23 protein-coding genes are annotated in these 24584 nt (G+C 60.1%); 15 read left to right on the forward strand and 8 right to left on the reverse strand.

The annotated features are described in order from the left end of the window. Window positions 1-30 precede the first annotated feature (30 nt). The 4 genes from JK176_RS00825 (at window position 31) to glmM (ending at window position 5681) form a co-directional block, all read left to right on the forward strand. Window positions 31-906, forward strand: a complete 876-nt coding sequence (locus JK176_RS00825; protein WP_211585938.1) for a tol-pal system YbgF family protein — start codon at window positions 31-33, stop codon at window positions 904-906. 62 nt (window positions 907-968) lie between these two features. Next, window positions 969-2150 carry a tRNA lysidine(34) synthetase TilS gene (tilS, locus tag JK176_RS00830; RefSeq protein WP_211585939.1) on the forward strand — a complete coding sequence of 394 codons (1182 nt, stop codon included), beginning with the start codon at window positions 969-971 and terminating at the stop codon, window positions 2148-2150. Between the two features lie 171 nt (window positions 2151-2321). Next, window positions 2322-4226, forward strand: a complete 1905-nt coding sequence (gene ftsH / locus JK176_RS00835) for an ATP-dependent zinc metalloprotease FtsH (protein WP_099285457.1) — start codon at window positions 2322-2324, stop codon at window positions 4224-4226. Between the two features lie 96 nt (window positions 4227-4322). Further along, on the forward strand, window positions 4323-5681 hold the full coding sequence (gene glmM, locus JK176_RS00840; RefSeq protein WP_211585941.1) for a phosphoglucosamine mutase: 1359 nt from the start codon (window positions 4323-4325) through the stop codon (window positions 5679-5681). 55 nt (window positions 5682-5736) lie between these two features. Here the strand turns inward: glmM and JK176_RS00845 are convergent, their stop codons facing one another. Continuing rightward, a complete protein-coding gene (locus JK176_RS00845; RefSeq protein ID WP_211574027.1) occupies window positions 5737-6480 on the reverse strand; it encodes a response regulator transcription factor in 744 nt (247 codons plus the stop codon). Window positions 6481-6669: 189 nt separating this feature from the next. On the opposite strand from JK176_RS00845, the gene fliI reads away from it, so the two are divergent. Beyond that, complete coding sequence (gene fliI, locus JK176_RS00850) at window positions 6670-8028, forward strand: flagellar protein export ATPase FliI (RefSeq protein ID WP_211585943.1); 1359 nt, start codon at window positions 6670-6672, stop codon at window positions 8026-8028. A gap of 13 nt (window positions 8029-8041) precedes the next feature. After that, the gene (fliJ, locus tag JK176_RS00855) at window positions 8042-8467 is read left to right on the forward strand and encodes a flagellar export protein FliJ (RefSeq protein ID WP_211585944.1); all 426 of its coding nucleotides are present in this window, start codon (window positions 8042-8044) and stop codon (window positions 8465-8467) included. On the opposite strand, the gene JK176_RS00860 is transcribed toward fliJ, so the two are convergent. From JK176_RS00860 to JK176_RS00870, 3 genes are all read right to left on the reverse strand, one after another. Continuing rightward, window positions 8458-8880, reverse strand: a complete 423-nt coding sequence (locus JK176_RS00860; protein WP_211585945.1) for a hypothetical protein — start codon at window positions 8878-8880, stop codon at window positions 8458-8460. The two genes, fliJ and JK176_RS00860, sit on opposite strands and share 10 nt — an antisense overlap. A 66-nt stretch (window positions 8881-8946) precedes the next feature. Further along, on the reverse strand, window positions 8947-9492 hold the full coding sequence (locus JK176_RS00865; protein WP_249194084.1) for a hypothetical protein: 546 nt from the start codon (window positions 9490-9492) through the stop codon (window positions 8947-8949). An 11-nt stretch (window positions 9493-9503) separates the two neighbouring features. Then, window positions 9504-10787: an aminopeptidase gene (locus JK176_RS00870; RefSeq protein ID WP_211586139.1), complete on the reverse strand. Its 1284-nt coding sequence runs from the start codon at window positions 10785-10787 to the stop codon at window positions 9504-9506. Between the two features lie 79 nt (window positions 10788-10866). On the opposite strand from JK176_RS00870, the gene JK176_RS00875 reads away from it, so the two are divergent. Continuing rightward, window positions 10867-11685, forward strand: coding sequence for a glycosyltransferase family A protein (locus JK176_RS00875; protein ID WP_211585947.1), 819 nt, complete (start codon window positions 10867-10869; stop codon window positions 11683-11685). Between the two features lie 53 nt (window positions 11686-11738). Here the strand turns inward: JK176_RS00875 and JK176_RS00880 are convergent, their stop codons facing one another. The 4 genes from JK176_RS00880 to JK176_RS00895 all read right to left on the reverse strand — a co-directional run bounded on the left by JK176_RS00880 (window position 11739) and on the right by JK176_RS00895 (window position 14792). After that, window positions 11739-12014, reverse strand: coding sequence for a hypothetical protein (locus tag JK176_RS00880; RefSeq protein WP_062029124.1), 276 nt, complete (start codon window positions 12012-12014; stop codon window positions 11739-11741). Window positions 12015-12157: 143 nt separating this feature from the next. Next, complete coding sequence (gene hisC, locus JK176_RS00885) at window positions 12158-13225, reverse strand: histidinol-phosphate transaminase (RefSeq protein ID WP_211585948.1); 1068 nt, start codon at window positions 13223-13225, stop codon at window positions 12158-12160. Next, on the reverse strand, window positions 13222-13722 hold the full coding sequence (locus tag JK176_RS00890; RefSeq protein WP_211585949.1) for an ankyrin repeat domain-containing protein: 501 nt from the start codon (window positions 13720-13722) through the stop codon (window positions 13222-13224). The genes hisC and JK176_RS00890 overlap by 4 nt, the downstream gene beginning before the upstream one ends. A 65-nt stretch (window positions 13723-13787) precedes the next feature. Beyond that, on the reverse strand, window positions 13788-14792 hold the full coding sequence (locus JK176_RS00895) for an MBL fold metallo-hydrolase (protein WP_211586140.1): 1005 nt from the start codon (window positions 14790-14792) through the stop codon (window positions 13788-13790). Between the two features lie 137 nt (window positions 14793-14929). Here JK176_RS00895 and tkt point away from each other — a divergent pair, with 137 nt between their 5' ends. The 8 genes from tkt (at window position 14930) to JK176_RS00935 (ending at window position 24343) form a co-directional block, all read left to right on the forward strand. After that, a complete protein-coding gene (tkt, locus tag JK176_RS00900; RefSeq protein ID WP_211574036.1) occupies window positions 14930-16987 on the forward strand; it encodes a transketolase in 2058 nt (685 codons plus the stop codon). Between the two features lie 12 nt (window positions 16988-16999). Continuing rightward, on the forward strand, window positions 17000-19873 hold the full coding sequence (locus JK176_RS00905) for a bifunctional transaldolase/phosoglucose isomerase (protein ID WP_211585951.1): 2874 nt from the start codon (window positions 17000-17002) through the stop codon (window positions 19871-19873). 3 nt (window positions 19874-19876) lie between these two features. Next, a complete protein-coding gene (gnd, locus tag JK176_RS00910; protein WP_194261918.1) occupies window positions 19877-20875 on the forward strand; it encodes a phosphogluconate dehydrogenase (NAD(+)-dependent, decarboxylating) in 999 nt (332 codons plus the stop codon). A 108-nt stretch (window positions 20876-20983) separates the two neighbouring features. Continuing rightward, entirely contained in the window at window positions 20984-21844 is an 861-nt protein-coding gene (locus JK176_RS00915; protein ID WP_211585952.1) for a Cof-type HAD-IIB family hydrolase, read from the forward strand. Next, the gene (gene pgl / locus JK176_RS00920; RefSeq protein ID WP_194266649.1) at window positions 21841-22581 is read left to right on the forward strand and encodes a 6-phosphogluconolactonase; all 741 of its coding nucleotides are present in this window, start codon (window positions 21841-21843) and stop codon (window positions 22579-22581) included. Before JK176_RS00915 ends, pgl begins: the two co-directional genes overlap by 4 nt. After that, complete coding sequence (gene rpiA / locus JK176_RS00925; protein WP_194266648.1) at window positions 22578-23273, forward strand: ribose-5-phosphate isomerase RpiA; 696 nt, start codon at window positions 22578-22580, stop codon at window positions 23271-23273. Before pgl ends, rpiA begins: the two co-directional genes overlap by 4 nt. Then, window positions 23270-23812 carry a gluconokinase gene (locus JK176_RS00930; protein WP_211585953.1) on the forward strand — a complete coding sequence of 181 codons (543 nt, stop codon included), beginning with the start codon at window positions 23270-23272 and terminating at the stop codon, window positions 23810-23812. The genes rpiA and JK176_RS00930 overlap by 4 nt, the downstream gene beginning before the upstream one ends. 3 nt (window positions 23813-23815) lie before the next feature. Beyond that, on the forward strand, window positions 23816-24343 hold the full coding sequence (locus tag JK176_RS00935) for a YaiI/YqxD family protein (RefSeq protein ID WP_211585954.1): 528 nt from the start codon (window positions 23816-23818) through the stop codon (window positions 24341-24343). Window positions 24344-24584: the final 241 nt, after the last annotated feature.

Here is a 24584-nt window from a genome sequence, read left to right on the forward strand (position 1 = left end):
TGAGTGCGAGTTTGTCTCAGGAGATCCGTTATGGTGCTGTCCCGTTCCCTGCGTGCCGTCTTTCTGGGCACAGCTTTTTCCGTCCTTTCGCCCGCCCTTCCGGCCGTGGCGCAGGATGCGCCGGATAGCGGGGAAATTTCCTCACGCGAAGCGATTGCTTTGCAGAACCAGATTGCCTCCCTGCGTCAGCAGCTCTCACAGGTTCAGAATGGCGGCGGCCTGAGTGCCCCCAGTGCGACGGCAGCGGCTCCGGTTTCGGCGGGTGACGGCAACCTGACGGCGCAGCTTCTGGAACGCGTTTCGGCTCTGGAAGAACAGAACCGCCAGATGCGTGGCGAACTGGATCAGCTCAGCAATTCCGTCCGCGACAATCAGGCCAATGTGTCCAAACAGATTTCGGACATGCAGTTTGCCTCCCAGAATGGCGGTGGCGGGGCTTCGACACCTGCTCCAGCCAAAACTCCTGCGGCAGCCGAGGACAAAGGCTCCGCTGTTACTCCCGACGCTGCCGAGCAGCCGAAAACCGCTCTGGATGCGTTGAAGGTTGGGAATGCGTCCCTCAGGTCCGGGAATTATACGGATGCAGAGAGCAATGCGCGTTTTGCCGTGAAAACTGCCCATAGTCTGTCCGGCAAGGTCGATGCCCAGTTCCTTCTGGCCCAGTCTCTGGCAGGGCAGAAGCAGTATCGCCAGTCTGCGGTCGCTTATTATGACGCCTATACGAAGGCTCCGAAGTCCCAGAAGGCGCAGGATTCCCTGTTGGGTGTGGCCGCTTCGATGCTGGCGCTGGGTGACAAGAACTCCGCGTGTCAGGCTCTTGATAAGCTGAAATCGGAATTCCCAGCCCCTGCGCCGCGGGTGAAGAGCGCCGAGACGACATTCCGGAGCCGTGCGGCCTGTCACTGAAACCCTCGTTGTTGGAAGCAGGATCCGATCATCCGGTCGGGGAATGCGAATTTCAGGACCTGATGTCAGGTCTCGGTCCTTGGCCACCTGATATCCCGGACGCGCCAGTCGCCCTTGCCGTTTCGGGGGGCGCCGACTCTATGGCGCTCGCGTTTCTGGCTCGTCGCTGGCGCCGCAATATTGTGGCTTTCGTGGTTGATCATGCCCTGCGGCCTGAATCGGCTGCCGAAGCACGACTAACGGTTGAACGGCTTGCCGTCATGGATGTACCCGCCCGCCTCCTGACGCTCGCGCCGTTTCCGAAAGGGCGGTTGCAGGAACGGGCGCGCGAGGCACGGTTCGAGGCGCTGGAGGCGGCCTGCGTTGCAGCAGGGTGTCTGGATCTTCTTGTGGCGCATCATGCGGGCGATCAGGACGAAACCGTCTGGATGCGGAGCCTGCGCGCGAGCGGCCCTCTGGGGTTGGTCGGTATTCAACCGAGTGCCGTACGGGGGCGTATCCGGGTGTGCCGCCCGCTTTTAACGCTTGACCCATCGCGCCTGAGACTGACTTTGAAAGCCGCGGGTCTGCCATGGATCGAGGACCCGTCGAATGCCAACCGACGGTTCGAGCGGGTGCGGTGGCGGCAGGATCTGACACCTGAGCAAAGGCGCAATATCCAGACCCTTCATCTGACTGCACGCCAGGAAAACCGGAGTCGTGAGGCGGTACTGGCCAAAAATCTTGCATCCCACGCCGTCTGGCATCCCGAGGGATGGGTTTTTCTGGAACAGGCCGGGATGAACGAAGAGACTCTGTCCGCTCTGATCCGGCTTGTTTCAGGACATGCGTACCGCCCCGCGCGAGAGGCCGTGCGGCTGTTGCTGGAAAAAGAATGCGGCACGCTGTCGGGAGTTCAGCTTCAATCGGCCGGGCGTTTTGGCAACGGCGTGATCCTCGTTCGAGAGGAACGCGCTCTTGCAGCCCCGGTTGTGGCACGGGAAGGTTGTGTGTGGGACGGACGCTGGCGTCTTCTGACGCATGATATTCCGGCAGACAGTGTGATCGGACCTTTGGGTGACGCCGTGCATGGACTGGATCTGCGCAGGCTGGGTATTCCCTATGCCGCTGCCCGCTGTCTTCCGGGTGTGTGGCATCAGGGTCGGCTGATCCTGTGGCCACGAATAGGGCAAATGCCCGGTGAGGCCGATTTTGTCTGGGCTGTCGCGGTTCCCGTGACGGGAGAAAATCATCTCACAGCATAAAAAGATCCTCAAAAATGCAAGAAATGCGTTTTCCTGCCCTTGATGGGGTAGGATCGTGGACGCGGAGGCTTATGTTATGGAGTCAACGCAGAATGTGACCGGTCGGCCAGTTGTGAGGGGTGATCCCGTACTGCATCTGACGGAACAGTCTGAAGGACGACAGAGAGCGAGATGAACAATTTAGGCCGTAACGTCGCGATCTGGGCGGTCATCATCGTGGTCGGAATGGCAGTGCTGACAGCCTTCCAGCCCGGTGGCGGACAGCATGCAGCCCAGCAGATCGCCTATTCCGATTTCATTCACGATGTGGACCAGCATCAGGTGCGTTCGGTTGTGATTCAGGAGCAGAATGTCTCCGGAACCCTGACGAACGGCACGTCTTTCGAGACCTATGCCCCACTTGACCCGAGCCTTCCGGGCCGTCTGACTTCTGCTGGCGTCGAAGTGACCGCCAAGCCGATGGACAGCGGAGAAAGCCCGATTCTGCGTTATGCCAGCGCTTACCTGCCGGTTCTGCTGCTGGTGGGTCTGTGTTTCATGGTTTTCCGCCAAATGCAGGGCGGTGGTGGCCGGGCCATGGGCTTTGGCAAATCCCGTGCCAAGCTGCTGACGGAAAAGACCGGCCGTGTGACGTTTGAAGACGTTGCGGGCATCGACGAAGCGAAATCCGAGCTTCAGGAAATCGTCGAGTTCCTGCGCGACCCGCAGAAATTCACCCGTCTAGGCGGCAAGATCCCCAAGGGGGCGCTGCTGGTTGGTCCTCCGGGTACAGGTAAGACGCTGCTGGCGCGCGCTATTGCGGGCGAGGCCAACGTTCCGTTCTTCACGATTTCCGGCTCGGACTTTGTGGAAATGTTCGTCGGTGTCGGCGCATCGCGTGTGCGTGACATGTTCGAACAGGGCAAGAAGTCCGCGCCCTGCATCATCTTCATCGACGAAATCGACGCCGTAGGCCGCCATCGTGGTGCAGGCCTTGGGGGCGGTAACGACGAGCGTGAGCAGACTCTGAACCAGATGCTGGTTGAGATGGACGGTTTCGAGAGCAATGAAGGTGTTATCCTGATTGCCGCGACCAACCGTCCGGATGTTCTGGACCCGGCTCTGCTGCGTCCGGGTCGTTTCGACCGTCAGGTCGTGGTGCCGAACCCCGATGTGGCCGGTCGTGAGAAGATCCTGCGCGTTCACATGAAGAAAGTGCCCCTGTCTTCGGATGTGGACCCGAAGGTGATTGCGCGCGGAACGCCGGGCTTCTCGGGTGCGGATCTGTCCAATCTCGTGAACGAAGGGGCCCTGATGGCTGCCCGTCAGGGACGCCGGACCGTGGGTATGGCACAGTTCGAGGAAGCCAAAGACAAGGTCATGATGGGGGCGGAGCGCCGTTCCATGGTTATGACCGAAGACGAAAAGCGTTCGACGGCATATCACGAAGCTGGCCACGCCATCTGCGCGATTTTTACTCCTGGCAGCGATCCGATCCACAAGGCGACAATCGTGCCGCGTGGTCGTGCGCTGGGTCTGGTCATGACGCTGCCAGAGAAGGATAACATTTCCTATAGCCGCAAATGGTGTCTGGCCCGACTGGTCATCGCCATGGGTGGCCGCGTTGCCGAAGAAATCATCTTCGGACGTGAGGAAGTCAGCGCCGGTGCATCGGGTGACATTAAGAGTGCGACAGATCTCGCACGGCGCATGGTGACCGAATGGGGCATGAGCGACACGCTGGGCATGATCGCCTATGGCGATAACGGTCAGGAAGTGTTCCTTGGTCATTCCGTGACGCAGAACAAGAACATTTCCGAAGAAACCGCGCGAGAGATCGACAAGGAAGTCAAAGCTCTGATCGATACGGCCTATAAGCAGGCCCATGATCTGCTGACGACCCGTCTTGATGATCTGCATCGTCTGACCGCAGCGCTTCTGGAATATGAAACGCTAACGGGTGACGATGTCGGTCGTATTATGCGCGGTGAGGCTATCGAGCGGACTGCGGATGACGAACAGGTGCCTGATAACCGTCGTGCATCCGTTCCGACCACACGTCCTGGCGCGTTTGATCCGGCGCCTCAGGCGGGTTAATCAGGCAACCAATCGCACCAACGGGCGCGTCATCGAGGAAATTATCCCCGGTGCCGCGCCTTTTTTATTTCTGGCAGACAGGCAGGATTTTTCATTATGGCCACCAAGAGGTCTCTGTTCGGTACTGATGGCATCCGGGGAACGGCGAATACCGCGCCCATGACGGTTGAAATCGCGCAGAGACTGGGGCAGGCGGCGGGTCTGTATTTTATGCGAAGCCAGAATCGCCGACACAGTGTCGTTCTGGGCAAGGATACGCGCCTTTCAGGTTATATGCTGGAATGTGCTCTGGTTGCGGGTTTCCTGTCGGCAGGGATGGACGTCATCCTGGTTGGTCCGCTGCCCACGCCTGCCATCGCCATGCTGACCCGTTCTCTCCGGGCCGATCTTGGGGTCATGGTCTCAGCGTCCCACAATCCTTTTACGGATAATGGGATCAAGCTGTTCGGGCCGGATGGTTTCAAACTTTCGGACGAAGTTGAAGGCGAAATCGAAGACCTGATGGCTCAGGATCTTTCTGCCCGACTGGCCTCTCCGGAACGGATTGGACGCGCTTCCCGCCTGACGGATGCGGCTGGTCGTTACATCGAGAACGCAAAGGCGTCGTTCCCACGAGGGTTGCGTCTGGATGGCCTGAAGATCGTCATTGATTGTGCCAATGGCTCTGCTTACCGCGTGGCACCCAAAGCATTGTGGGAGTTGGGGGCAGAGGTCATCAAGATCGGTTGTGAGCCCGATGGCCTGAACATCAACGACGACGTGGGATCGACCCATCCGGAAACCCTGTGCGCGGCGGTGCGGGAGCATGGTGCGGATTTCGGCATTGCCCTGGATGGCGATGCGGACCGGGTTCTGATCGCAGATGAAAATGGTGATCTCGTTGATGGAGACCAGATCATCGGTTTGATCGCTTCCTTCTGGAAGCAACATGAACGGTTGCGCGGCAACACTGTGGTTACGACCGTGATGTCCAATATGGGGCTGGAAAAAGCTCTGGCGGAAAAAGGGCTTGAGCTTCAGCGGACATCGGTTGGTGATCGGTATGTCGTGGAGCGGATGCGCGAGATTGGGGCCAATCTCGGAGGTGAGCAGTCCGGACATATGGTTTTGTCGAATTATGCCACGACAGGAGACGGTCTGATCGCCGCCTTGCAAGTTCTGGCCGTGTCTGTGGAAACCAAGCGATCGGCCAGTGAAATCTGCCGTTTCTTCACGCCGTATCCGCAACTCCTGAAAAACGTCCGTTATTCAGGAGCCAGCCCGATGGGCAGTCCAGACCTTGCTGCTGCAAAGGCCTGGGCGGATGAACGCCTGGCCGGGAGTGGCCGTCTTGTTCTGCGCGCCAGCGGAACGGAACCGCTGATTCGCGTTATGGTAGAAGCAGAAGACGAGGCGCTCGTGCATGAAGTGGTTGATCATGTCTGCGATATCATTCGCGCCATTGCTCATGTCTGAAAGCGCCTGACATCACCCGTTATGCGTGTCAGGCCAGTCGTCTGATCTCAAAAGATCAGACGACTGCTTCGACGATGGGTGCGGTGACTGCTGGAGGCAGGCTGGCGAGCGCAGCCGTCTCTGCGACATCGTCTTCCCGGAGGATGTAGCCACGTCCCCAGACGGTGGCGATCAGGTTGCCCGCACCGACATTCTGTAGTTTCCGGCGTAGCTTGCAGATGAAGACGTCAATGATCTTCATTTCCGGTTCATCAATGCCGCCATAAAGGTGATTGAGGAACGCGTCCTTGGTCAGGACGGACCCTTTGCGGATCACCAGAAGCTCCAGAATGGCGTATTCCTTGCCTGTCAGATGCAAGGCTGCGCCATCGACGGTAACATTCTTGCCGTTCAGATCCAGCTCCAGATTGCCGACGCGCAGTTTCGGCTCGGCAAAGCCCCGGGAACGCCGCATGACGGCCTGAAGACGTGCGACCAGTTCGCCTGCGTCATAAGGCTTCGTCATGTAATCATCAGCGCCCATGGAAAAAGCCCGGATCTTGGCCTGGGAGCGAAGCAGCGCCGAAAGGACGAGGATCGGCGTCGTGATACGTGCTGCCCGAACGCGCCGGATGACTTCATAACCTTCCAGATCGTTCAGCATCAGTTCGAGCACAACCACGTCATAATCGTAGTGGCGCAGCATCTCGATGGCCTCTTCGCCAGAGGGCGTATGATCGACGGTAAAGGTCGCGTTACGCAGTGTCTGGGACAATGTGGCGGCGGCGGACTGATCGCTATCGACAAGAAGGATACGCATGTTTCAACTCCCGGCTTGGTGAACCAATGGTTACTACCCAAGGTTGTGTCTGTCGATAGACATGGATCAAAAATCGTAAAATTGTCATTATTATTCTCGTTAAAAGGGAACATTAAGCTCCTCTTAACGATAGGGTTGTAGGGTCGAGAAGTCGGAATAATCCGCAGGAAACGGTCGAAAACTGCCTTTATGAGCGATTACGCCAAGCTGCTTGAAATGCTCACGAACTTCACCTGCGACTGGGTTGAAGGAAGCGTGAAAGACGTTGTGGGTCTTTGCATGACCGTGATCGGACTCGATGGATTCATCACGATTGGGGATCGAGTCGCGGTTAAGGCGCGTGACGGGCGGATTGTACAATCTGAGGTTGTGGGATTTCAGGGAGATGTTGCGCGCCTGATGTCGTTTGGTGCGCTGGATGGGATTGGCCCAGGTTGTGAGGCCAGAATTCCCCTCAGCCGTCGTGACGGTGGCCTGAGAGTTAATTCAAGCTGGCTGGGGCGGGTGGTGGACCCGCTGGGGCAGCCGATTGATGGAAAAGGACCTTTGTTCCCTGCGATCAAGAGTCAGGCGATCCAGTGTCCGCCCCCTAACGCGGCCAGTCGGGCACGCCTGGGAGAACGGATTGATCTCGGAGTGCGCGCTCTTGATGCGTTCACGACCTGTCGTCGCGGTCAGAGGCTTGGGCTTTTCGCCGGGTCGGGTGTTGGGAAATCGACCCTGCTCTCCATGCTGGCGCGGGGGGCGGAATGTGATGTCGCCGTGATTTCGCTTGTGGGTGAGCGCGGGCGAGAAGTTCGAGAATTTATTGAGGACGATCTTGGGCCCGAAGGGTTGGCCCGGAGCGTTCTGGTGATTGCAACATCGGATTCACCCCCACTGATGCGTCGTGAAGCAGCGCTGTCTGCCATGGCGATTGCGGAATATTTCCGGGATCAGGGTAAGTCGGTTCTGCTTTTGATGGATAGCGTGACGCGGTTTTGCATGGCGCTGCGTGAAATTGGTCTTTCTGCAGGGGAGCCCCCTGCGACGCGTGGTTACCCGCCTTCCGTGTTTGCCGAACTGCCCCGCCTTCTGGAACGCGCAGGTCCGGGATATCCCGATCAGGGGATGATTACGGCTCTCTTTACTGTGCTGGTGGAGGGAGATGACCAGAACGAGCCGGTTGCAGATGCGGTGCGCGGTATTCTGGATGGTCATATCATTCTGGATCGCAAGATCGGTGAACAGGGACGCTATCCCGCCATTGATGTCCTGCGCTCCCTGTCCCGTGCGGTGCCGGGGTGCAATTCCCCTGAGGAAAACGCCCTTACTCAACGTGCGCGCGCAGCGATGGCGACCTATCAGCGTATGGCGGATATGATCCGTCTTGGCGCTTACAAGTCAGGCACTGATCGTGAGGTTGACGAGGCCATCACGTTGATGCCCAAGCTGAACCAGTTCCTGTCTCAGGGGCGAAACGAGCGGTCGACGCGTGCGGAGGCTTTTGAACAACTGGCCCAGATTATGCAGACGATTCCGCAAACCAATCCTTTAAATGCGGCGTAAAGGACCCTTCAGGATGGAATATTCACCTCTCGACACCCTCATTACCCTGCGTGAGCAGGAGCTTGATCTGGTTGAAAGAAGTTTTGCGGAGGCCGTTGCGCGTGAGACGGCTGCGGAAGAAAAGCTGTCGGCGGCTCAGGAAGAAATCTTGAGCGAGCAGCGGATTGCCTCCAGTCCAACGGCGGGGGATGGTGCTGTGGAAGCCTTTAGCCGCTGGCTTCCTGCGGGGCGGCAGGCTGTTGCCGAAGCACAGGCACGCTGCCGCGAGGCCGCGCTGGATCGTGAAACCGTGCGGTCGGCACTGATTATCGCGAGAGCTGCCATGGAAGCCGTCAAAACTCTGAAGGAAGAACGGCAGGAAGAAGAGCGGCAGGCGGAGCTCAAAAAAGAACAGAATGCGCTGGATGAACTGGCCATTCGCCAGTTCAGTCAGTCCTGAGCAGCATCCCGACTGCGGAGGGCTGCCTCGATCTGCGTGGCTGTGCCAATCAGGGCGCAGGCTACGGGATGGGTGCTATCACGGACGAAGGCTAGAACAAGATCAGGATCGCTGGGAAAAAGATCGCTTTGCAGCGTGATGACAGGCGTCATTTCGCCCGTCTGCGACGCGTTTTGGGCCGCGTGAGTCAGAATCCGTGAGACGGCTTTTTCGAGCGCCGGAAGAAGCACACTGTGGGGAGCATTGTGGTTTGCGGCATGTGTCGCAGCGAGTTCGTCCCAGCCCGCACGGGTGACGAAAGCGGGAATACCATCTGATGGCGTCTCCCGCTCGGCACGAAGAAGGGCGCCGGACTGGGCCATGCCAAGGATATCCAGGGCAGGGAGGAGTGCGGGGTCGAGTTTGATGGGCATTCGGATCTTTTTCGGAGACTGAAGCGGCCATGTCATCCTGCTGGAAGCACGGCCGCGGTTTTGTATTCAGTGCGGTGGGTTGCCCATGGCCTGCATCAGGGCTGTAACCTGTTGGGGTTGCGCTTTGAAAAGCGCGACATTGGCGGGGTTGGGGCTTGGCATTCCGGCTGGAAGCTGGCCGTTGCTGGCGGCAAGGGTCATGCCGAAGGTCGTCATGCCCATCACGAAGCTTTCGGGCGTGAAGCCGTGGCTTTGCAGGACGGGCGCAAGTCCGGGGATCTGGCTGATGCGGCTGATTGTCTCGGCCAGTCCTGCGCCGTGCGAGTTGGGGGGCTGGATGTTGCGGGCCTGAAGCTCGGCGATCGTTGCCGCCGCACGGGTCATGAAGTCCGGCGGCAGGGGGTATTGCATGGCGTGCTCCATATCGGCACGGACCTGCGGCGGGATCTGAGGAGTCTGCTGCGGTGTTCCCTGAAGCGGCACGCTACCATCGATCTGGGTCTGGCTTGTGGTGCCCCCCTGAGCAGGATAGCCGGCTTGCGGATAAGACTGTGCCTGTGCGGCCAGAGGCAGCATCGCGACAGAGACGAAAAGGCCTGTAAGGCCAGTCATGCGGAAAAATGTCATACCTGCACCCATTCTCCAGCGCGCATCAGCGGCACGCGGTTGCCGTTCTTGAGGCCATCAAGATCGATTTTGTCCGAACCGATCATCCAGTCGATATGAATAAGGGAGTCGTTGACGCCCCGTTCCAGAAGTTCTTCCGGCGTCAGACCTTCGATATCGACCATGCACTTCGTGTAGGCTTGGCCGAGTGCGATATGGCTGGACGCATTCTCATCGAACAGCGTGTTCCGATACAGGATCTTGCTGGCCGATATGGGGGAGGAGTGCGGTACGAGAGCAACTTCGCCAATCCGTGCCGCGCCTTCATCGGTATCGAGGATCCGCTTGAGCACGTCCTCGCCCTGACTGGCGGTTGCTTCGACAATGCGGCCGTTTTCAAAGCGCACCGAGATTTCGTCGATCAAAGTTCCCTGATGGAACAGCGGCTTGGTGCTGCTGACGCGGCCGTTGACCTTGCTGCGATGCGGGGTCGTGAAGATTTCCTCGGTCGGGATGTTCGGGTTGCAGATGATGCCATTGCCGGATTTTTCCGAACCGCCTGCCCAGAGATGTCCGTCCGCAAGGCCGACCGTCAGATCTGTGCCCGGGCCGCTGAAATGTAGGGCATCGAAGCGGCTGTCGTTCATGAATTTCGCCCGGGCATGCAGGGCGGCGTTATGGGCTTTCCACTCGGCGACGGGATCGGCCACGTCCACGCGAGATGCTTTGAAGATACCGTCCCACAAGGCTGCGAGGGCGTCTTCCGGGGGGAGGTCCGGGAAGACCTGTTCGGCCCAGGCTGGTGTGGCGCAGGCGATGATGTTCCAGTTCACGGCGAACTGGGTGATGATTTCCATCGCCGGGCGGTTTGCCTTGGAACTGGCGCGGTTGGCGCGTGCGATGCGTTCGGGGTCCTGTCCTTTGAGCAGCGTCGGGTTGGCGCCGGTGATGGCCATGCGAGCTGCGCCTTCGCGGAACGCGCGCGCCATACCCTCAGCCAGCCATGTCGGAGCGACGTCGAAGGCGTCGTCCGGGGCATGGATGAAACGTGCGAGCGTGGTTTCATCATCCGCATACAAGGTCGTGACGAGTGAAGCTCCGGCTTTGTATGCGTGTTCCGTGACGCGTCGGACCAGTGCGACGGCCGTGAGTGGTGCGGTAATGAGGAGCTGCTGGCCCGGCGAGATGTTCAGGCCAACGCGGACGGCGACCTCGCCCAGACGGTCGAGTAGCTGTTCGTGCGAAAAGGTAGAGGGAGCGGACACGTTGGACTCTTTCGCAGTGATCATTCTGACCCTCATGGTGTGCCCTGTAGCGTTGAAGTGCAAGAGAGCAGCGCGTGAGGTGACAGGGCTTTGAGGGCGCAGTATCGTGCCGGACATGAAACCCGGACTTCATATTTTCGCTGATCCAGGCACGCTCGACCAGCGCCCTTTCGATGTGGCGGTTGTCATGCCAAGCCTTCTGAGGCCTACCATTGTCCGGGCGGTCCAGTCTGTTTTTCAGCAGACGGGAAATCTGAGGGTTCAGATCATGATTGGTTTGGACCGCCCTCCAGAAGACGGTGCCGATGATCTGATTCAGCGCGCGATCGAAGGGCGGCCACCGAGCTGGGCCGTCGAAGTGCTCTGGCCCGGCTATTCCACGTCACAGCGTCATGGAGGGTTCGGGCGGGCAAGGGACGGCGGCGTATTGCGCAGCGTGCTCAGCCAGCTTTCGAATGCTCCACGCATTGCCTATCTCGACGATGATAACTGGTGGGCGCCAGACCATCTGTCCTCTCTGTTGGCGGCGATTGAAGGACAGGACTGGGCGTGGGCAGGACGCTGGTTCGTGCATCCGGAAACACTGAAGCCAATCTGTGAGGATCAGTGGGAGTCGGTCGGAATCGGAGGGGGGATTTTCCGCGAAAGCTACGGCGGGTTCGTGGATCCGAACTGCCTGATGATTGACCGGGCACGGGCGCCTGAAGCGCTGGAAATGTGGAATCAGCCCTTGGTCGGGGATAGAACGCAGATGACGGCGGACCGCAATGTTTTCAAGGCGCTGATGGATCGTCCGGGAAAACCAACCGGACAATATACCGCCTATTACGTTCTGACCGAGACGGACGGCCTGCACTCTACGAGGCTACGTTTGATGGGGCCGGCATGGGACCGGGCGTCAGAGACACACGGGGACGCTGTTCAGGTGCCTTGAAGCAGAGAGGCTGGTAGGGAGGAATTGCGTACCAGCCTCTCTGCGACCATCCTTTACATGGAACGGATCGTGTTACGGCGCGGCGGACGGCGCTGGCGGTCGGACTGGGCGTCCGGGTTTGCGGCCTTCGCGGCTTTTTCGCGCGCGATGGTGCGCAGTTCGGTTTCCAGCTCACGAATGCGGCGCTGAATGCTTTCCTTCAGCGTCGGAGACGTGTGGGACTTCATGGAAGCGATCGTTTCCTTGAGGTCCCGAAGCTGCTTTTCCTTTTCGGCCTGATTGCGGCGAATAGGCTGGTTGTCGGACATCTGTCCCTGAAATGCACGCATGTATTCGGTCTTTCCGCATGAAACATTCATGGGCCTCCCGTTCACCCACCCGGAGGGTGGCGGGATGGAGCGCGCATAAACGCGCCCGTCTGGCCCTGTCTGGCTCATGATTATGGGGGACGGAGCATTACCGTCCGGTTAATTCAGGATCGGGAGGAGAGGATGTCCCGCAAAACGTCAGTCAGGCGGGTGCAGGATTCGTCCGTTCCGATCGAGATACGCAGCCAGTCCTGGATGCGCGGGGTGGAGAGGTGCCGGACAAGGATCGCACGCTCGCGCAGGGCTGCGGCGATGGCTCCGGCCTTGTGCTCCGGGTGGTGCACAAGAATGAAATTGGCACAGGATGGCAGGACTTGGAAGCCAAGATTTTGCAGTTGTGGAACCAGCCGGTCACGGCTTGCAACGAGGCGGGCCGTGATGTCTGCGAGCCACTCGGTATCCTGAATCGCGGCGATGGCCCCGGCCTGTGCCGGGCGGGAGAGGGGATAGGAATTGAAACTGTCCTTGACGCGGATGAGACCCTCGATCAGTTCCGGAGAACCGATCGCAAAGCCCACACGCAGTCCTGCCAGAGCGTAGGACTTTGAGAGCGTCTGGACGACCAGAAGATTGTCATGACGATGTGTCAGTTCAATGGCGGACTGGGCACCGAAATCGACATAGGCCTCGTCAATGATGACGGTCCGGTCCGGATGGCGCTTGATGAGCGTTTCGATCTGCTCAAGCGACAGGGCGATTCCCGTATTGGCATTCGGGTTGGCGACGGCGATTCCGCCGCAGTCGCCATTGTAGGAGTCGATGTCGATCGTAAAATCGTCATTGAGCGGGATGTGGCGGAACGGCTGGTCGAACAGGCCGCAATAAACCGGATAAAAGCCGTAGGTCACGTCCGAGAACAGGACCGGCGCGTCGTCGTGGAACAGCGCGCGGAAGGCATGGGCCAGAACTTCGTCGGAGCCATTGCCGACGAAAACGCGATCGGCGGTGGTGCCGAACCGGGTCGCAATCGTCTCCCGCAGGTCTGCTGCTGTCGGGTCCGGATAAAGGCGCAGGTCGTCAGACGCTACGTCCCGGATGGCTTGAAGCACTTTTGGGCTCGGACCATAGGGAGACTCGTTCGTATTGAGCTTCAGCAGGTCCGCGAGTCTGGGCTGTTCGCCCGGCACATAGGGGTGCAGATCCTGAACGCGGCGGTTCCAGAAACGACTCATGCGGACGCTCCGGCGAACAGGCCGGTCATGAGCTGGCGTTCGGCCAGATCACGGGCGGAAACGCCGTCCGCATCCTTCAGGTCCGGGTTAGCTCCAGCGGCAAGAAGCTTTTTCGCCATGTCTTCGCGGTTGAACATGATGGAAAACATCAGCGGCGTGCGCCCGGCATGATTGGCGTGATCCACCTCGGCGCCGTGATCGAGCAGAAGTGACGCGATATCGGTCAGGCCCTTGAACGCGACGCCCGAAAGTGCGGTGGCTCCCTTGAGATCGGTGGCTTCCGTGTCGGCCCCGCGATCCAGCAGCAGGCGCGTGGCGTCCGTGTGGCCGTTGTAGGTGGCGACGATCAGGGCGGTATAGCCACGGCTGTCCGGCGTATCGATGGCCATGCCAGCATCCAGAAACTGGGTCAGGAGGTCGGTATCGCCTTCACGGGCCGCGTCGATGAACAGGGCGGTGATCTGGTCTGACGTGAAAGTGACGTTCTGGGCGTTCATGACGGTTTCCACATGGCGGTGTCCCCGATGACAGAAAATCCGGGGAAGGGATGTCGGAGGGCAGTTTAGCTTTTTGTGTCAACTGACGGAAGAGTGAGGCTGTCACCGTTTTCCAGCGCCCTGAAAGGACGGCCAGCGGGTCGGCAGGCGAATTCCAGACGGGTGGGCGGCTCCAGAATGGCCTCGTCGGTGAGTTGGAACGTGCCGAAATGGATTGGCAATCCCCGTTTGGCTTTGAGAGTATCGAAAGCCATGAGCGCCTCTTCGGGGGACATGTGAACGCGGCGCATCAGGTTGCGCGGCTCGTAGGCCCCGATGGGCAGGATGGCGAGGTCGATATCCGGCCAGCGACGGTGGATCGCGTCGAAATGTTTACCCCAGGCCGTGTCGCCCGCGAAAAAGACAGTGTGGCCATCCGCTTCGATCATGAAACCGCCCCAGAGCGCGCGGTTGGAATCGAACGGCGTGCGTGCGCTTCCATGCAGCGCGGGCGTGGCTGTGATGCGGGCACCGTCATCAGTCGTGCCGTCCCACCAGTCCAGTTCGACGATGCGCGGAAGAGCGGCCTTTTTCAGATGGCGACGGTTGCCCGGAAGGGAAATGCAGAGCGGATCGTCACGTTCGGCCAGTGCCCGCAGGCTCGGCAGGTCCATGTGGTCATAATGGCAGTGCGAGACGAGGATGATGTCGATGCGGGGAAGGGCATCCAGCGCGATGCCGGGCGGGCAGACGCGGCGGGGACCGAAACTGCGGAAGGGGGAGCAGCGTTCGGAAAAGACCGGATCTGTGATGATCCGCAGAGGCGCGCGTCCTGCACGGCCAAACTGGAGCAGAACGGTCGCATGACCGACAAACGTGACACAGCATTCCCCCGGAGCAGGCGCGACCTGATCGTAGGGTTTCTGCGGGGGAAGGGCATCCGGCCAGCGTGGCCTGAGGCCCATCTGCCAGCGGAAGATGTTCCCGATCCGCTGCGAGGGACTGCGGGACGTTCGCGTCTCGTCCGGGCGCCATTCTTCGGGGTTTCGGTAATGACGACCGTCGAAGTGTGGCAGGTTGTCTTCAAGCACAAGAGCGTGTTTCACAATATGGTTTACCGATCAGCCATTGCGTCTGTCGCGACTTCGCGTCATGCCGTGGCAGCAGAAGGTATGGAAGATATCGTTGCGTTTCTTCCTGTCAGTCACAAGCCGGAGATTCCATTCCGATGAGTACGCTTCCTCAGCTCACCATCAATACGATCCGCACTCTTTCGATGGAAGGTGTCGAGCGCGCCAATTCCGGCCATCCCGGCACGGCCATGGCTCTCGCCCCCGCGATGTATGCGGTCTGGCAGCATGATCTGAAATACGATCCGGCCGATCCGTGCTGGCCTGCCCGTGACCGTTTCGTGCTTTCGGTCGGTCACGCGTCGATGCTGCTGTACTCCACCCTGTTCCTCACAGGCGTGAAGGATATTCAGGATGGCAAGGTCGTTGATGCGCCGTCCCTCACTGTCGAGGATCTCTCGCAGTTCCGTCAGCTGAACTCCAAGACGCCGGGTCATCCGGAATACCGCTTTACCGCTGGTGTAGAAACCACGACCGGTCCGCTCGGACAGGGTTGCGGCAATTCCGTCGGCATGGCGATCGCGCAGAAATGGATGTCCGCGCGCTATGATCGCCCGGGCTTCAAGCTGTTCGACTATCACGTCACGGTGTTCTGTGGCGATGGCGACATGATGGAAGGTGTAGCTTCGGAAGCCGCGTCCACCGCTGGCCATCTCGCACTTGGGAACCTGACCTGGATCTATGATTCAAACCAGATTTCCATCGAGGGTTCAACGGATCTGGCCTTCACGGAAAACGTGGGCAAGCGTTTTGAAGCCTATGGCTGGCATGTCCAGACGCTGCCGGACGGCAACGATGTCGAGGCCATTCTCGCAGCCTTGAAAGCAGCCCGTGCAGTGACGGATCGCCCGAGCATGATCGTGCTCAAGACGGTCATCGGCTACGGCGCGCCCAAGAAGGCCGGTACGGCTTCGGCACATGGCGAGCCGCTGGGTGCGGAAGAAATCAAGGGTGCGAAGGCCGCCTATGGCTGGCCGGAAGATGCTCCGGACTTCTATGTCCCGGACGGTGTGAAGGAGCATTTCGCCGAAGGTCTCGGCAAGCGTGGCGCGGAAGCTAATGCGGAATGGCGAGAGCTGTTCTCGGCCTATCGTGAAGCCCATCCGGACCTTGCGGCTGAAATCGACTGCATCATCGAGCATCGTCTGCCGGAAGGCTGGGACAAGGACATCCCGACTTTCGAAGCCGATGCCAAGGGCGTTGCCTCGCGTGCAAGCTCGGGTCAGGTTCTGAACGCGGTTGCGAAGAACCTGCCCTGGATGATCGGCGGCTCTGCTGACCTCACGCCGTCCACCAAGACGGACATCAAGGGCGGCGGCTCCTTCCAGCCGGAAAAATGGAACGGCACCTATGGCGGCCGGAACCTGCATTTCGGTGTGCGCGAACATGCGATGGGTTCCATCTGCAACGGTATCGCGCTGTCGGGCATCCGCTCCTACGGTTCGGGCTTCCTGATCTTCTCCGATTACATGAAGGCGCCGATCCGTCTGTCGGCCATCATGGAACTGCCGGTTCTGTATATCTTCACGCATGACTCCATCGGCGTGGGTGAAGACGGGCCGACTCATCAGCCGATCGAGCAGCTCGCACAGCTTCGCGCCACGCCGGGCATCATGACGATCCGTCCGTCCGACGCGAACGAAGTGTCCGAAGCCTGGCGGACGCTGATCCCGATGACGCACAAGCCTGCCGTGCTCGCTCTGAGCCGTCAGAACCTGCCGACGATTGACCGCACGAAATATGCGTCCGCCGCCGGTCTTGCGAAGGGTGCTTATGTTCTGGCGAGCTGTGACGGCAAGCCCGACGTGATCCTGATCGCTTCGGGTTCGGAAGTCAGTCTCGTGGTGACGGCTTACGAAAAGCTGACAGAAGAGGGCATCAAGGCCCGCGTCGTCTCCATGCCGAGCTTCGATCTCTTCGAAGAGCAGAGCCAGGAATACCGCGATTCCGTCCTGCCGCCGGATGTCATCGGCCGCGTTGCGGTCGAACAGGCCGCGGCGTTCGGCTGGGATCGGTATGTCGGCATCGGCGGTGCGATCATCGCGATGAATACGTTCGGTGCGTCGGCTCCGGCCTCCGCACTTCTCACGAAATTCGGTTTCACGCCTGAAGCGGTTCTTGACGCAGCAAAGCGTCAGGCCCTGCGCGGCAAGTAAGGGAGAGATCCTGTGGCAGACACAATCTCCAATACCGGTCTGAACGAAGTCGGCAGCGTGCTGCGCGAGCTTGAGAAATACGGCCAGTCCCCCTGGCTGGATTTCATTCAGCGCAGCTTTACGGAGGATGGAAGCCTCCGCAAGCTGGTGGATGAAGACGGCCTGCGGGGCGTCACGTCCAACCCGGCCATCTTCGAGAAGGCCATCGGACACGGCACCGAATACGATCCGCAGATCCGCAAGCTGCTGGAAGGCGAAGGCCTGCCCCCCGGCGATCTGTACGAACATCTCGCCATCGACGACATCCGGTCCGCCTGCGCGGTTCTGTATCCGGTGTTCGAAAAGACCAAGGGGCTGGACGGCTACGTCAGCCTCGAAGTCTCGCCCTATCTGGCGTTCGACACACACGGGACGATCACGGAAGCGCGGCGTCTGTGGAAGGCTGTCGGGCGTGAAAACCTGATGATCAAGATCCCCGGGACGTCTGAAGGCACGGGCGCCATTCGTGACGCCATCGCGGACGGCATCAATGTCAATGTGACGCTGCTGTTCTCGCTTGATGCTTACAAGGCGGTGCTGGAAGCCTATATTGCCGGTCTTGAAGATCGCGCGGCCCGTGGCGAAGACATCTCGCGTCTTGCCAGTGTGGCATCGTTCTTCGTCAGTCGTATCGATGCCAAGATCGACGGGGAAATCGACCGTCGCATCGCGGCTGGCGATGCGGAGGCCGAGGCTCTGAAGGCCATTCGCGGCAAGGTTGCAATCGCCAACGCCAAGCTGGCCTATCAGTATTATCTCGAAGTCCGTAACAGCCCGCGCTGGAAGGCGTTGGCCGAAAAGGGCGCCAACCCGCAGCGTCTGCTCTGGGCCAGCACCGGCACCAAGGACAAGGCTTATTCCGACGTTCTGTATGTCGAAGAGCTGATCGGACCGGAGACGGTCAACACCATTCCGCCTGCAACGTTCGATGCGTTCCGCGATCACGGCAAAGCGCGTGCCAGCCTGACCGAGAATGTCGAACAGGCGCGGCATGTTCTGTCTGAGGCCAAACGTCTTGGTCTGGATCTGGATGGCGTGACCACGAAGCTCGTCAAGGAAGGCTGTGCGGCATTCAGCGTGTCGTTCGACACTCTGCTGACGGCTGTGGCAACCAAGCGCGAGGCCGTTATCGGCAAGCGTCTGTTGCGTGTCAGCGCCGACCTGCCGCCCGAACTGCGCGACGATGTCGCCGGTGCGGAAAAGGACTGGAGCCAGAGCGGCGGTCTGCGCCGGATCTGGCAGAAAGATCCGTCGGTCTGGACGAACGGCCCGGAAGCCGACTGGCTGAACTGGCTGACGATCGTGCAGGACCGTCTGTGGAACGTCGAAGAACTGGAGGTTCTGGCCCGCGATGTCCGCAGTCGCGGCTTCAAGGATATCCTGCTCCTGGGCATGGGTGGTTCGAGCCTCGGTCCTGAGGTTCTGGCCGAGACGTTCGGACAGCGCGAAGGCTGGCCGAAGCTGCATGTTCTCGACAGTACGGACCCGCAGCAGGTCACGGCGTTCGAGAAAGCCATCGACCCGAAGAACACGCTGTTCATCGTGGCCAGCAAGTCTGGCGGTACGCTGGAGCCGAACATCCTGTTCGCGCATTTCTGGCAGGTGGCCGGTCAGGCTCTGGGCAAGAAGCCGGGTGACAGCTTCATCGCCATCACCGATCCGGGTTCGCACATGCAGAAAGTGGCCGAGGAAAACGGCTTCTGGCGCGTGTTCTACGGCGATCCGAAAATCGGCGGCCGGTACTCCGTCCTGTCCAATTTCGGCCTCGTTCCGGCGGCGGCAAGCGGCATTGACGTTCGCAAGCTGCTGACGGTCACGCGCCTGATGGTGGAATCCTGTGACGGAAGCGCGCCTCCGGCTGCCAATCCGGGTGCGGTTCTGGGCCTGATCCTCGGTCATGCCGCGCACTGCTTTGGCCGCGACAAGGTGACGATCCTCGCCTCTGACGGCATTGCGTCGCTGGGCGCATGGCTGGAACAACTCATCGCCGAAAGCACCGGCAAGAAGGGCCTCGGCCTCATCCCCATCGACGAGGAAGAACTCGGCGCGCCGGATGTCTATGGAACGGACCGCATTTTTGTGGACCTTCTGCTGGGCGACGACGTTCCCGACAGTCGCCTCGGCGCTCTGCGGGCCGCTGGTGCGCCGGTCGTCACCATCCGTCTGGCCGATGCGTCCCAGATCGGACAGGCGTTCTTCCTGTTCGAATTCGCAACGGCTGTAGCCGGTGCGGTTCTCGGGATTGATCCGTTCGATCAGCCCGACGTTGAGTTCAGCAAGCTCGAAACGCGCAAGCTGACCTCAGCCTATGCCGAAACGGGCTCGCTGCCGCCGGAAACGCCGTTCGCGAAGGATGGTCCGCTGTCCTTCTACGCGGATGCGAAGAACACGGAAGCTGCTGGCAGCAAAAGCGATGCGGTCTCCATTCTCAAGACCCTTTTTGATCGTGTGAAGCCGGGCGACTATGTCGGTCTGCTCGCCTATATCCGTCGCGATCAGCAGACGCGGGACTGGGCACAGTCCGTTCGTATGGAACTGCGGGATACGCTGAAAGTGGCGACAGCCGCCGAATTCGGACCCCGCTTCCTGCATTCGACGGGTCAGGCCTACAAAGGCGGACCCGACAGCGGCGTGTTCCTTCAGGTCACGGCGACGGATGCGGCGGATGTGCCGGTTCCGGGTCATGGTTTCAGCTTCAGCGTTGTCAAGGCGGCGCAGGCACGAGGCGATTTCGAAGTGCTCGCGGCCCGTGGCCGTCGCGCCCTTCGCGTTCATATCGATGGACCGCTGGAAGACGGGCTGAAAGCTCTGGAAACGGCAATCCACGAAGCACTGGCAGGAGCATAAGTCATGCGGATCGGAATCATCGGACTGGGACGGATGGGCGGCAATATTGCCGTCCGTCTGACACGCCACGGACATGATGTCGTCGTGCACGACCGCACGCCGGAAGTGACGGCTTCGGTCGCCGGACGCTGCGAAGCGGGGCGTGCGACCCCCGCCGGTTCTGTCGCCGAGATGGCGAAGCTGCTCGAAGGTGACGAACACCGCGTGGTGTGGGTCATGCTTCCGGCAGGTGCCATCACCGAGGCCTGTGTGCAGGAACTCGGCGGCCTTCTGGGGCGTGGGGATGTCATCATCGACGGTGGCAACACTTACTATAAGGACGACGTCCGTCGTTCGGCCGAACTGGCCGAAAAGGGCATCTCCTATGTGGATGTCGGCACCTCAGGCGGTGTCTGGGGTCTGGAACGCGGTTACTGCATGATGTTCGGCGGCACGAAAGAGACCGCCGAATATATTGATCCGATCCTCAGCGCGCTGGCGCCGGGCATCGGGGACGTGCCGCGCACACCGGGCCGTGGCGAAAAGGGTCATGATCCGCGGGCCGAGCAGGGCTATCTGCACTGTGGGCCTGCCGGTTCGGGGCACTTTGTAAAGATGGTCCATAACGGTATCGAATACGGCATGATGCAGGCCTTCGCTGAGGGCTTCGATATCATGAAAAGCAAGAACTCCCCCGTTCTTGCGGAAAAAGACCGGTTCGAGCTCAACATGGGCGATATTGCCGAAGTATGGCGTCGCGGCAGTGTCGTGTCGTCCTGGCTGCTCGATCTGACGGCTGAGGCCCTGACCCGTTCGGAAACGCTCAACGAGTTCTCCGGCGAAGTCGCGGACTCTGGTGAAGGTCGCTGGACGATCGAGGCCGCTATTGAGGAAGACGTCCCGGCTCCGGTCATGACGGCCGCGCTGTTCACGCGCTTCCGTTCGCGGTCCGGCAACAACTTTGCCGAGAAAGTGCTCTCGGCACAGCGTTTCGGTTTCGGCGGACACGTCGAGAAGAAATAAGACTACCGCCCCTCATGGGCAATGACTGGCTGGCAGGGTATGGTTTTTGCCATTGCTGACCAGCCAGCCCCCGCAAAGACTCTGACGGGGGTTTTTACAGGGGCTTTTATGTCCGTTGACCTCGACGCCATCCACGCGGATCTGCCACCGTTGCCAAAAACCATCCGGATGGTTGTGTCCGACATGGATGGCACGCTCCTGACGCCAGACAAGACCATTGCGCCGTCCACGCTGGCGATGGCGAAAACACTTCAGGAGCGGGGGATTCCCCTGTGCCTCGCCAGTGCGCGCCCACCCGCTGCCATGGTGCCCTATATCGAGCAGCTTGGTCTGACCGGACAGAATGCCGGTTTCAATGGCGGTATCATTTTCAAGCCAGATGGGACCACGAGCGTCAGCCGCGTTCTCGCCCCGAATGTGCTGTCGATCGTTCACGACATGCTGCATCTGCATGGGATCGAAACATGGTTCCTGCGGCAGTCCTACTGGATGGTTCAGGACGCCCACACGCCGTTCGTCCAGCACGAGCACGGCATCACCGGGCTGACGCCGCATCAGGTTCCCGATCTGCGCAAGGAATTCGAGGGCATTGGCAAGGTGATGGGCGTGAGCAGCAACACCAGCCTGCTTCAGGACGTCGAGACCGAACTCGGCGCGATGCTTCAGGGAGAAGCGAGCGTGCGCCGCTCTTCCGATATTCTTCTCGACGTGACGCCGGCCCTTGCCAACAAGGGCGAGGCGATCCGCGAACTGGCGCTTGCCCACGGCATTGCGCCGCATGAGGTGGCCTGCCTTGGCGATGCCCATAACGACCTGCCGATGTTTTCGGTCGCAGGACTGGGGATTGCCATGGGACAGGCCGAAGAGGACGTGAAAGCCGCCGCACAGGTTTGCACGGACACCAACGAGCGCGATGGCTGGGCCAAGGCTGTTGAGCGCTACATTCTGCCGAGGGTTCCTCATTCATGACGACCGATATTCGCACCGCCACTCTGGAAACCCTCCCTGATTCGGAAGCCGTTGCCCTGCGGATGGCTGATCTCTTCATCGAAGGTGTTCTCGCCAAGACGGACGGCCTGTTCCGGGTGGCACTTTCCGGAGGCTCCACGCCCAAGCGCCTGTTCGAGATCCTCGCAACGCCATCACGGGCAAAGCTGGTTCCGTGGGAGCGGGTCGAGATTTTCTATGGCGACGAGCGCCACGTGCCCGAAGGCCATGCGGACAGCAACCATACGGTCGGGCAGTCCGTCCTATTGTCGCATGTCCCGGTGCCCGCGCAGAACGTCCATGCCATTCCGACCGGTGACACGGTCGAGGCAGACGCACAGGCTTACGAAAAAACCCTCCGGACCTCTTATGGCGCCACGGAACTTGATCCGAAGCGTCCGCTGTTCGACCTGGTCATGCTGGGCCTCGGCACGGATGGTCATACGGCATCGCTGTTTCCGGGACAGCCTGTCCTGAAGGAGCGCAAGGCTTGGGTCGGAACGGCCGCACCGTCCACCGCGCCTTATGAACGCATCACGTTGACCTACCCCGCCATTCAGTCCAGCGCGCTGGTCGTGTTCCTCGTGACGGGGGCGTCCAAGGTCGAAATGCTGGAGCGTCTGGTCGAAGGCGACAGTTCCATCCCGTCCGCCCGCGTGACGAGCGAAGGCCGGATCGTCATTCTTGCAGATCGCGCTGCGGTCGGAGAAGACGCATGAGCGGCACGGATATGAGCGTTCACAAGCGCACCGCTGCGCGTGAAGCCGCTGATATGGTCAAGAGCGGCATGGTCGTGGGGCTCGGAACGGGCAGCACGGCCGCCTATATGATCGAACGTCTGGGCGAGCGTGTTGCGGAAGGGCTGGAAATTTTCGGCATTCCGACCTCCGATGACAGTGAGGACAAGGCGATCAAGGCTGGAATTCCCCTGACGGATTTCAGCGCGCATCGTCGGATTGACATTGCGATTGATGGTGCGGACGAGGTCCAGCGCGGTTCGCTGAACCTCATCAAAGGTCTGGGCGGCGCGCTCCTTCGCGAGAAAATCGTGGCACAGGCCGCGAAGCGTTTCGTGGTGATCGTGGACGGCACCAAGCCTGTCGATCTGCTGGGCGAACGCGCACCTGTGCCTGTTGAAGTCATTTCCTTCGGCTGGGAATGCACGGCGGAGCGCCTTGCGGCCTGTGGCGCGCGTGGTGTGAAGCCGAGGGCCGATCGTGCCGGATCGCTGTTCGTGACGGATACCGGCAACATGATTCTGGACTGCCATTTCGGACCAATCGAAAACCCCGAAGATCTGGCAGGGAAAATCGACCGGATCGTCGGTGTGGTGGAGCATGGCATGTTCCTCAACATGGCCTCGGATGTTCTGGTCGCCACGACAGAAGGCGTGGAGCGGTGGGAGCCATGACGGCTTCGGCAGCACGGGTGAAGATGGGTCTGGAGCCGCGTTTTCTCGTGATTATGGGCGTCTCTGGGACAGGCAAGACGACGATTGCAACGGGCCTCGCGACGCGGCTTGGCTGGCATTTTCAGGAGGGCGATGCCCTGCATCCGCCTGCGAATGTCGAGAAAATGAGCACTGGGCAGCCGCTGACCGATGCAGATCGCGCGCCCTGGCTTGCACTGTGTCATGACTGGCTGCGGGGACAGGTCGAAGCTGGCCATGGTGCGGTTCTGACGTGTTCCGCGCTCAAACGTGCCTATCGTGAACAGCTTCGTGCCAACGGATTGCCAATCGAGTTCGTTCATATCGACACGTCCGCCACTGAACTCGCGGCGCGGCTGGAGCGGCGGGAAGGGCATTTCATGCCTGCCAGCCTGCTGCCAAGCCAGCTCGCGACGCTTGAAGTGCCGGGGGACGACGAGCCTGTAATCCGCGTTTCAGGCGAAAAGCACCCGGACGTGGTGCTGGAGGAACTGATCCGTCATTTCCAGACGGAGGGCTGATCCGTGGCAAACACGACCCGGCTTCTGGTTGATGCCGATGCATGTCCGGTGAAGGACGAGATCTATCGGGTTGGGGCGCGCTATGGCCTGAAAACGATCATCGTTGCTAATAGCTGGATGAATGTCCCACAGTCTCCGCTCATCGAACGTATTGTGGTTCCTGAAGGGCCGGACGTGGCGGATGACTGGATTGCGGAGCAGGTGACGGCGTCCGACATCGTCATTACTAGCGATATTCCGCTGGCCGTGCGGTGTCTAGCCAAGAAAGGTTCGGTTCTGCGTCCGAACGGTGAGGAAATCGACGAACGCTCTGTCGGTATGGTCTCGGCGATGCGGGATCTGATGCAGGGTCTACGCGAGACGGGGGCGGTGACGACCTATAATCCGTCTTTCGGCAAAAACGACCGGAGCCGGTTTTTATCCGCGCTCGATACACTCATTGTGCGACTCCGCAGAAAAGCTGCTCTGGCGCATTCGCTCCCCAGTTCTTCAGAAACAATCCACAGGGCCTTCCCCGGAGATGTTCCCTGATTCTGGGGATATCTTTTGCCCCAACAGACGCTCCGTGTTGAAAAGATTTGGCCCTGTATGGGGTGCAGTATCGCTGCAGCACTGGACAGTCTGCGTGAGAAAGGGTGCGTATTTTCACATCTTGATTCCCTGAGTGGACGTTCCTCTACTTCATCTGGCATGATGCGGGACTGAACGATCGTTCCCGGAAATTGGCGCTTTATCGCTCTTGATTGCAAAAGAATGTCACTCTCGTGCCCTC

The organism is Gluconobacter sp. Dm-73 (genome assembly GCF_018256215.1).
GTDB lineage: Bacteria > Pseudomonadota > Alphaproteobacteria > Acetobacterales > Acetobacteraceae > Gluconobacter > Gluconobacter cadivus.

Excerpts from the sequence above, each read along its gene's own strand:
- JK176_RS00930 (WP_211585953.1), top strand. The coding sequence starts at position 23,270 with ATGACGGCTTCGGCAGCACGGGTGAAGATGGGTCTGGAGCCGCGTTTT.
- fliI (WP_211585943.1), top strand. The coding sequence starts at position 6,670 with ATGAGCGATTACGCCAAGCTGCTTGAAATGCTCACGAACTTCACCTGC.
- JK176_RS00880 (WP_062029124.1), bottom strand. The coding sequence starts at position 12,014 with ATGCGTGCATTTCAGGGACAGATGTCCGACAACCAGCCTATTCGCCGC.
- ftsH (WP_099285457.1), top strand. The coding sequence starts at position 2,322 with ATGAACAATTTAGGCCGTAACGTCGCGATCTGGGCGGTCATCATCGTG.
- glmM (WP_211585941.1), top strand. The coding sequence starts at position 4,323 with ATGGCCACCAAGAGGTCTCTGTTCGGTACTGATGGCATCCGGGGAACG.
- gnd (WP_194261918.1), top strand. The coding sequence starts at position 19,877 with ATGCGGATCGGAATCATCGGACTGGGACGGATGGGCGGCAATATTGCC.
- JK176_RS00875 (WP_211585947.1), top strand. The coding sequence starts at position 10,867 with ATGAAACCCGGACTTCATATTTTCGCTGATCCAGGCACGCTCGACCAG.
- rpiA (WP_194266648.1), top strand. The coding sequence starts at position 22,578 with ATGAGCGGCACGGATATGAGCGTTCACAAGCGCACCGCTGCGCGTGAA.
- tkt (WP_211574036.1), top strand. The coding sequence starts at position 14,930 with ATGAGTACGCTTCCTCAGCTCACCATCAATACGATCCGCACTCTTTCG.
- JK176_RS00860 (WP_211585945.1), bottom strand. The coding sequence starts at position 8,880 with ATGCCCATCAAACTCGACCCCGCACTCCTCCCTGCCCTGGATATCCTT.
- JK176_RS00865 (WP_249194084.1), bottom strand. The coding sequence starts at position 9,492 with ATGACTGGCCTTACAGGCCTTTTCGTCTCTGTCGCGATGCTGCCTCTG.
- JK176_RS00890 (WP_211585949.1), bottom strand. The coding sequence starts at position 13,722 with ATGAACGCCCAGAACGTCACTTTCACGTCAGACCAGATCACCGCCCTG.
- JK176_RS00915 (WP_211585952.1), top strand. The coding sequence starts at position 20,984 with ATGTCCGTTGACCTCGACGCCATCCACGCGGATCTGCCACCGTTGCCA.
- hisC (WP_211585948.1), bottom strand. The coding sequence starts at position 13,225 with ATGAGTCGTTTCTGGAACCGCCGCGTTCAGGATCTGCACCCCTATGTG.
- JK176_RS00870 (WP_211586139.1), bottom strand. The coding sequence starts at position 10,787 with ATGAGGGTCAGAATGATCACTGCGAAAGAGTCCAACGTGTCCGCTCCC.
- JK176_RS00825 (WP_211585938.1), top strand. The coding sequence starts at position 31 with ATGGTGCTGTCCCGTTCCCTGCGTGCCGTCTTTCTGGGCACAGCTTTT.
- pgl (WP_194266649.1), top strand. The coding sequence starts at position 21,841 with ATGACGACCGATATTCGCACCGCCACTCTGGAAACCCTCCCTGATTCG.
- tilS (WP_211585939.1), top strand. The coding sequence starts at position 969 with ATGTCAGGTCTCGGTCCTTGGCCACCTGATATCCCGGACGCGCCAGTC.
- fliJ (WP_211585944.1), top strand. The coding sequence starts at position 8,042 with ATGGAATATTCACCTCTCGACACCCTCATTACCCTGCGTGAGCAGGAG.
- JK176_RS00845 (WP_211574027.1), bottom strand. The coding sequence starts at position 6,480 with ATGCGTATCCTTCTTGTCGATAGCGATCAGTCCGCCGCCGCCACATTG.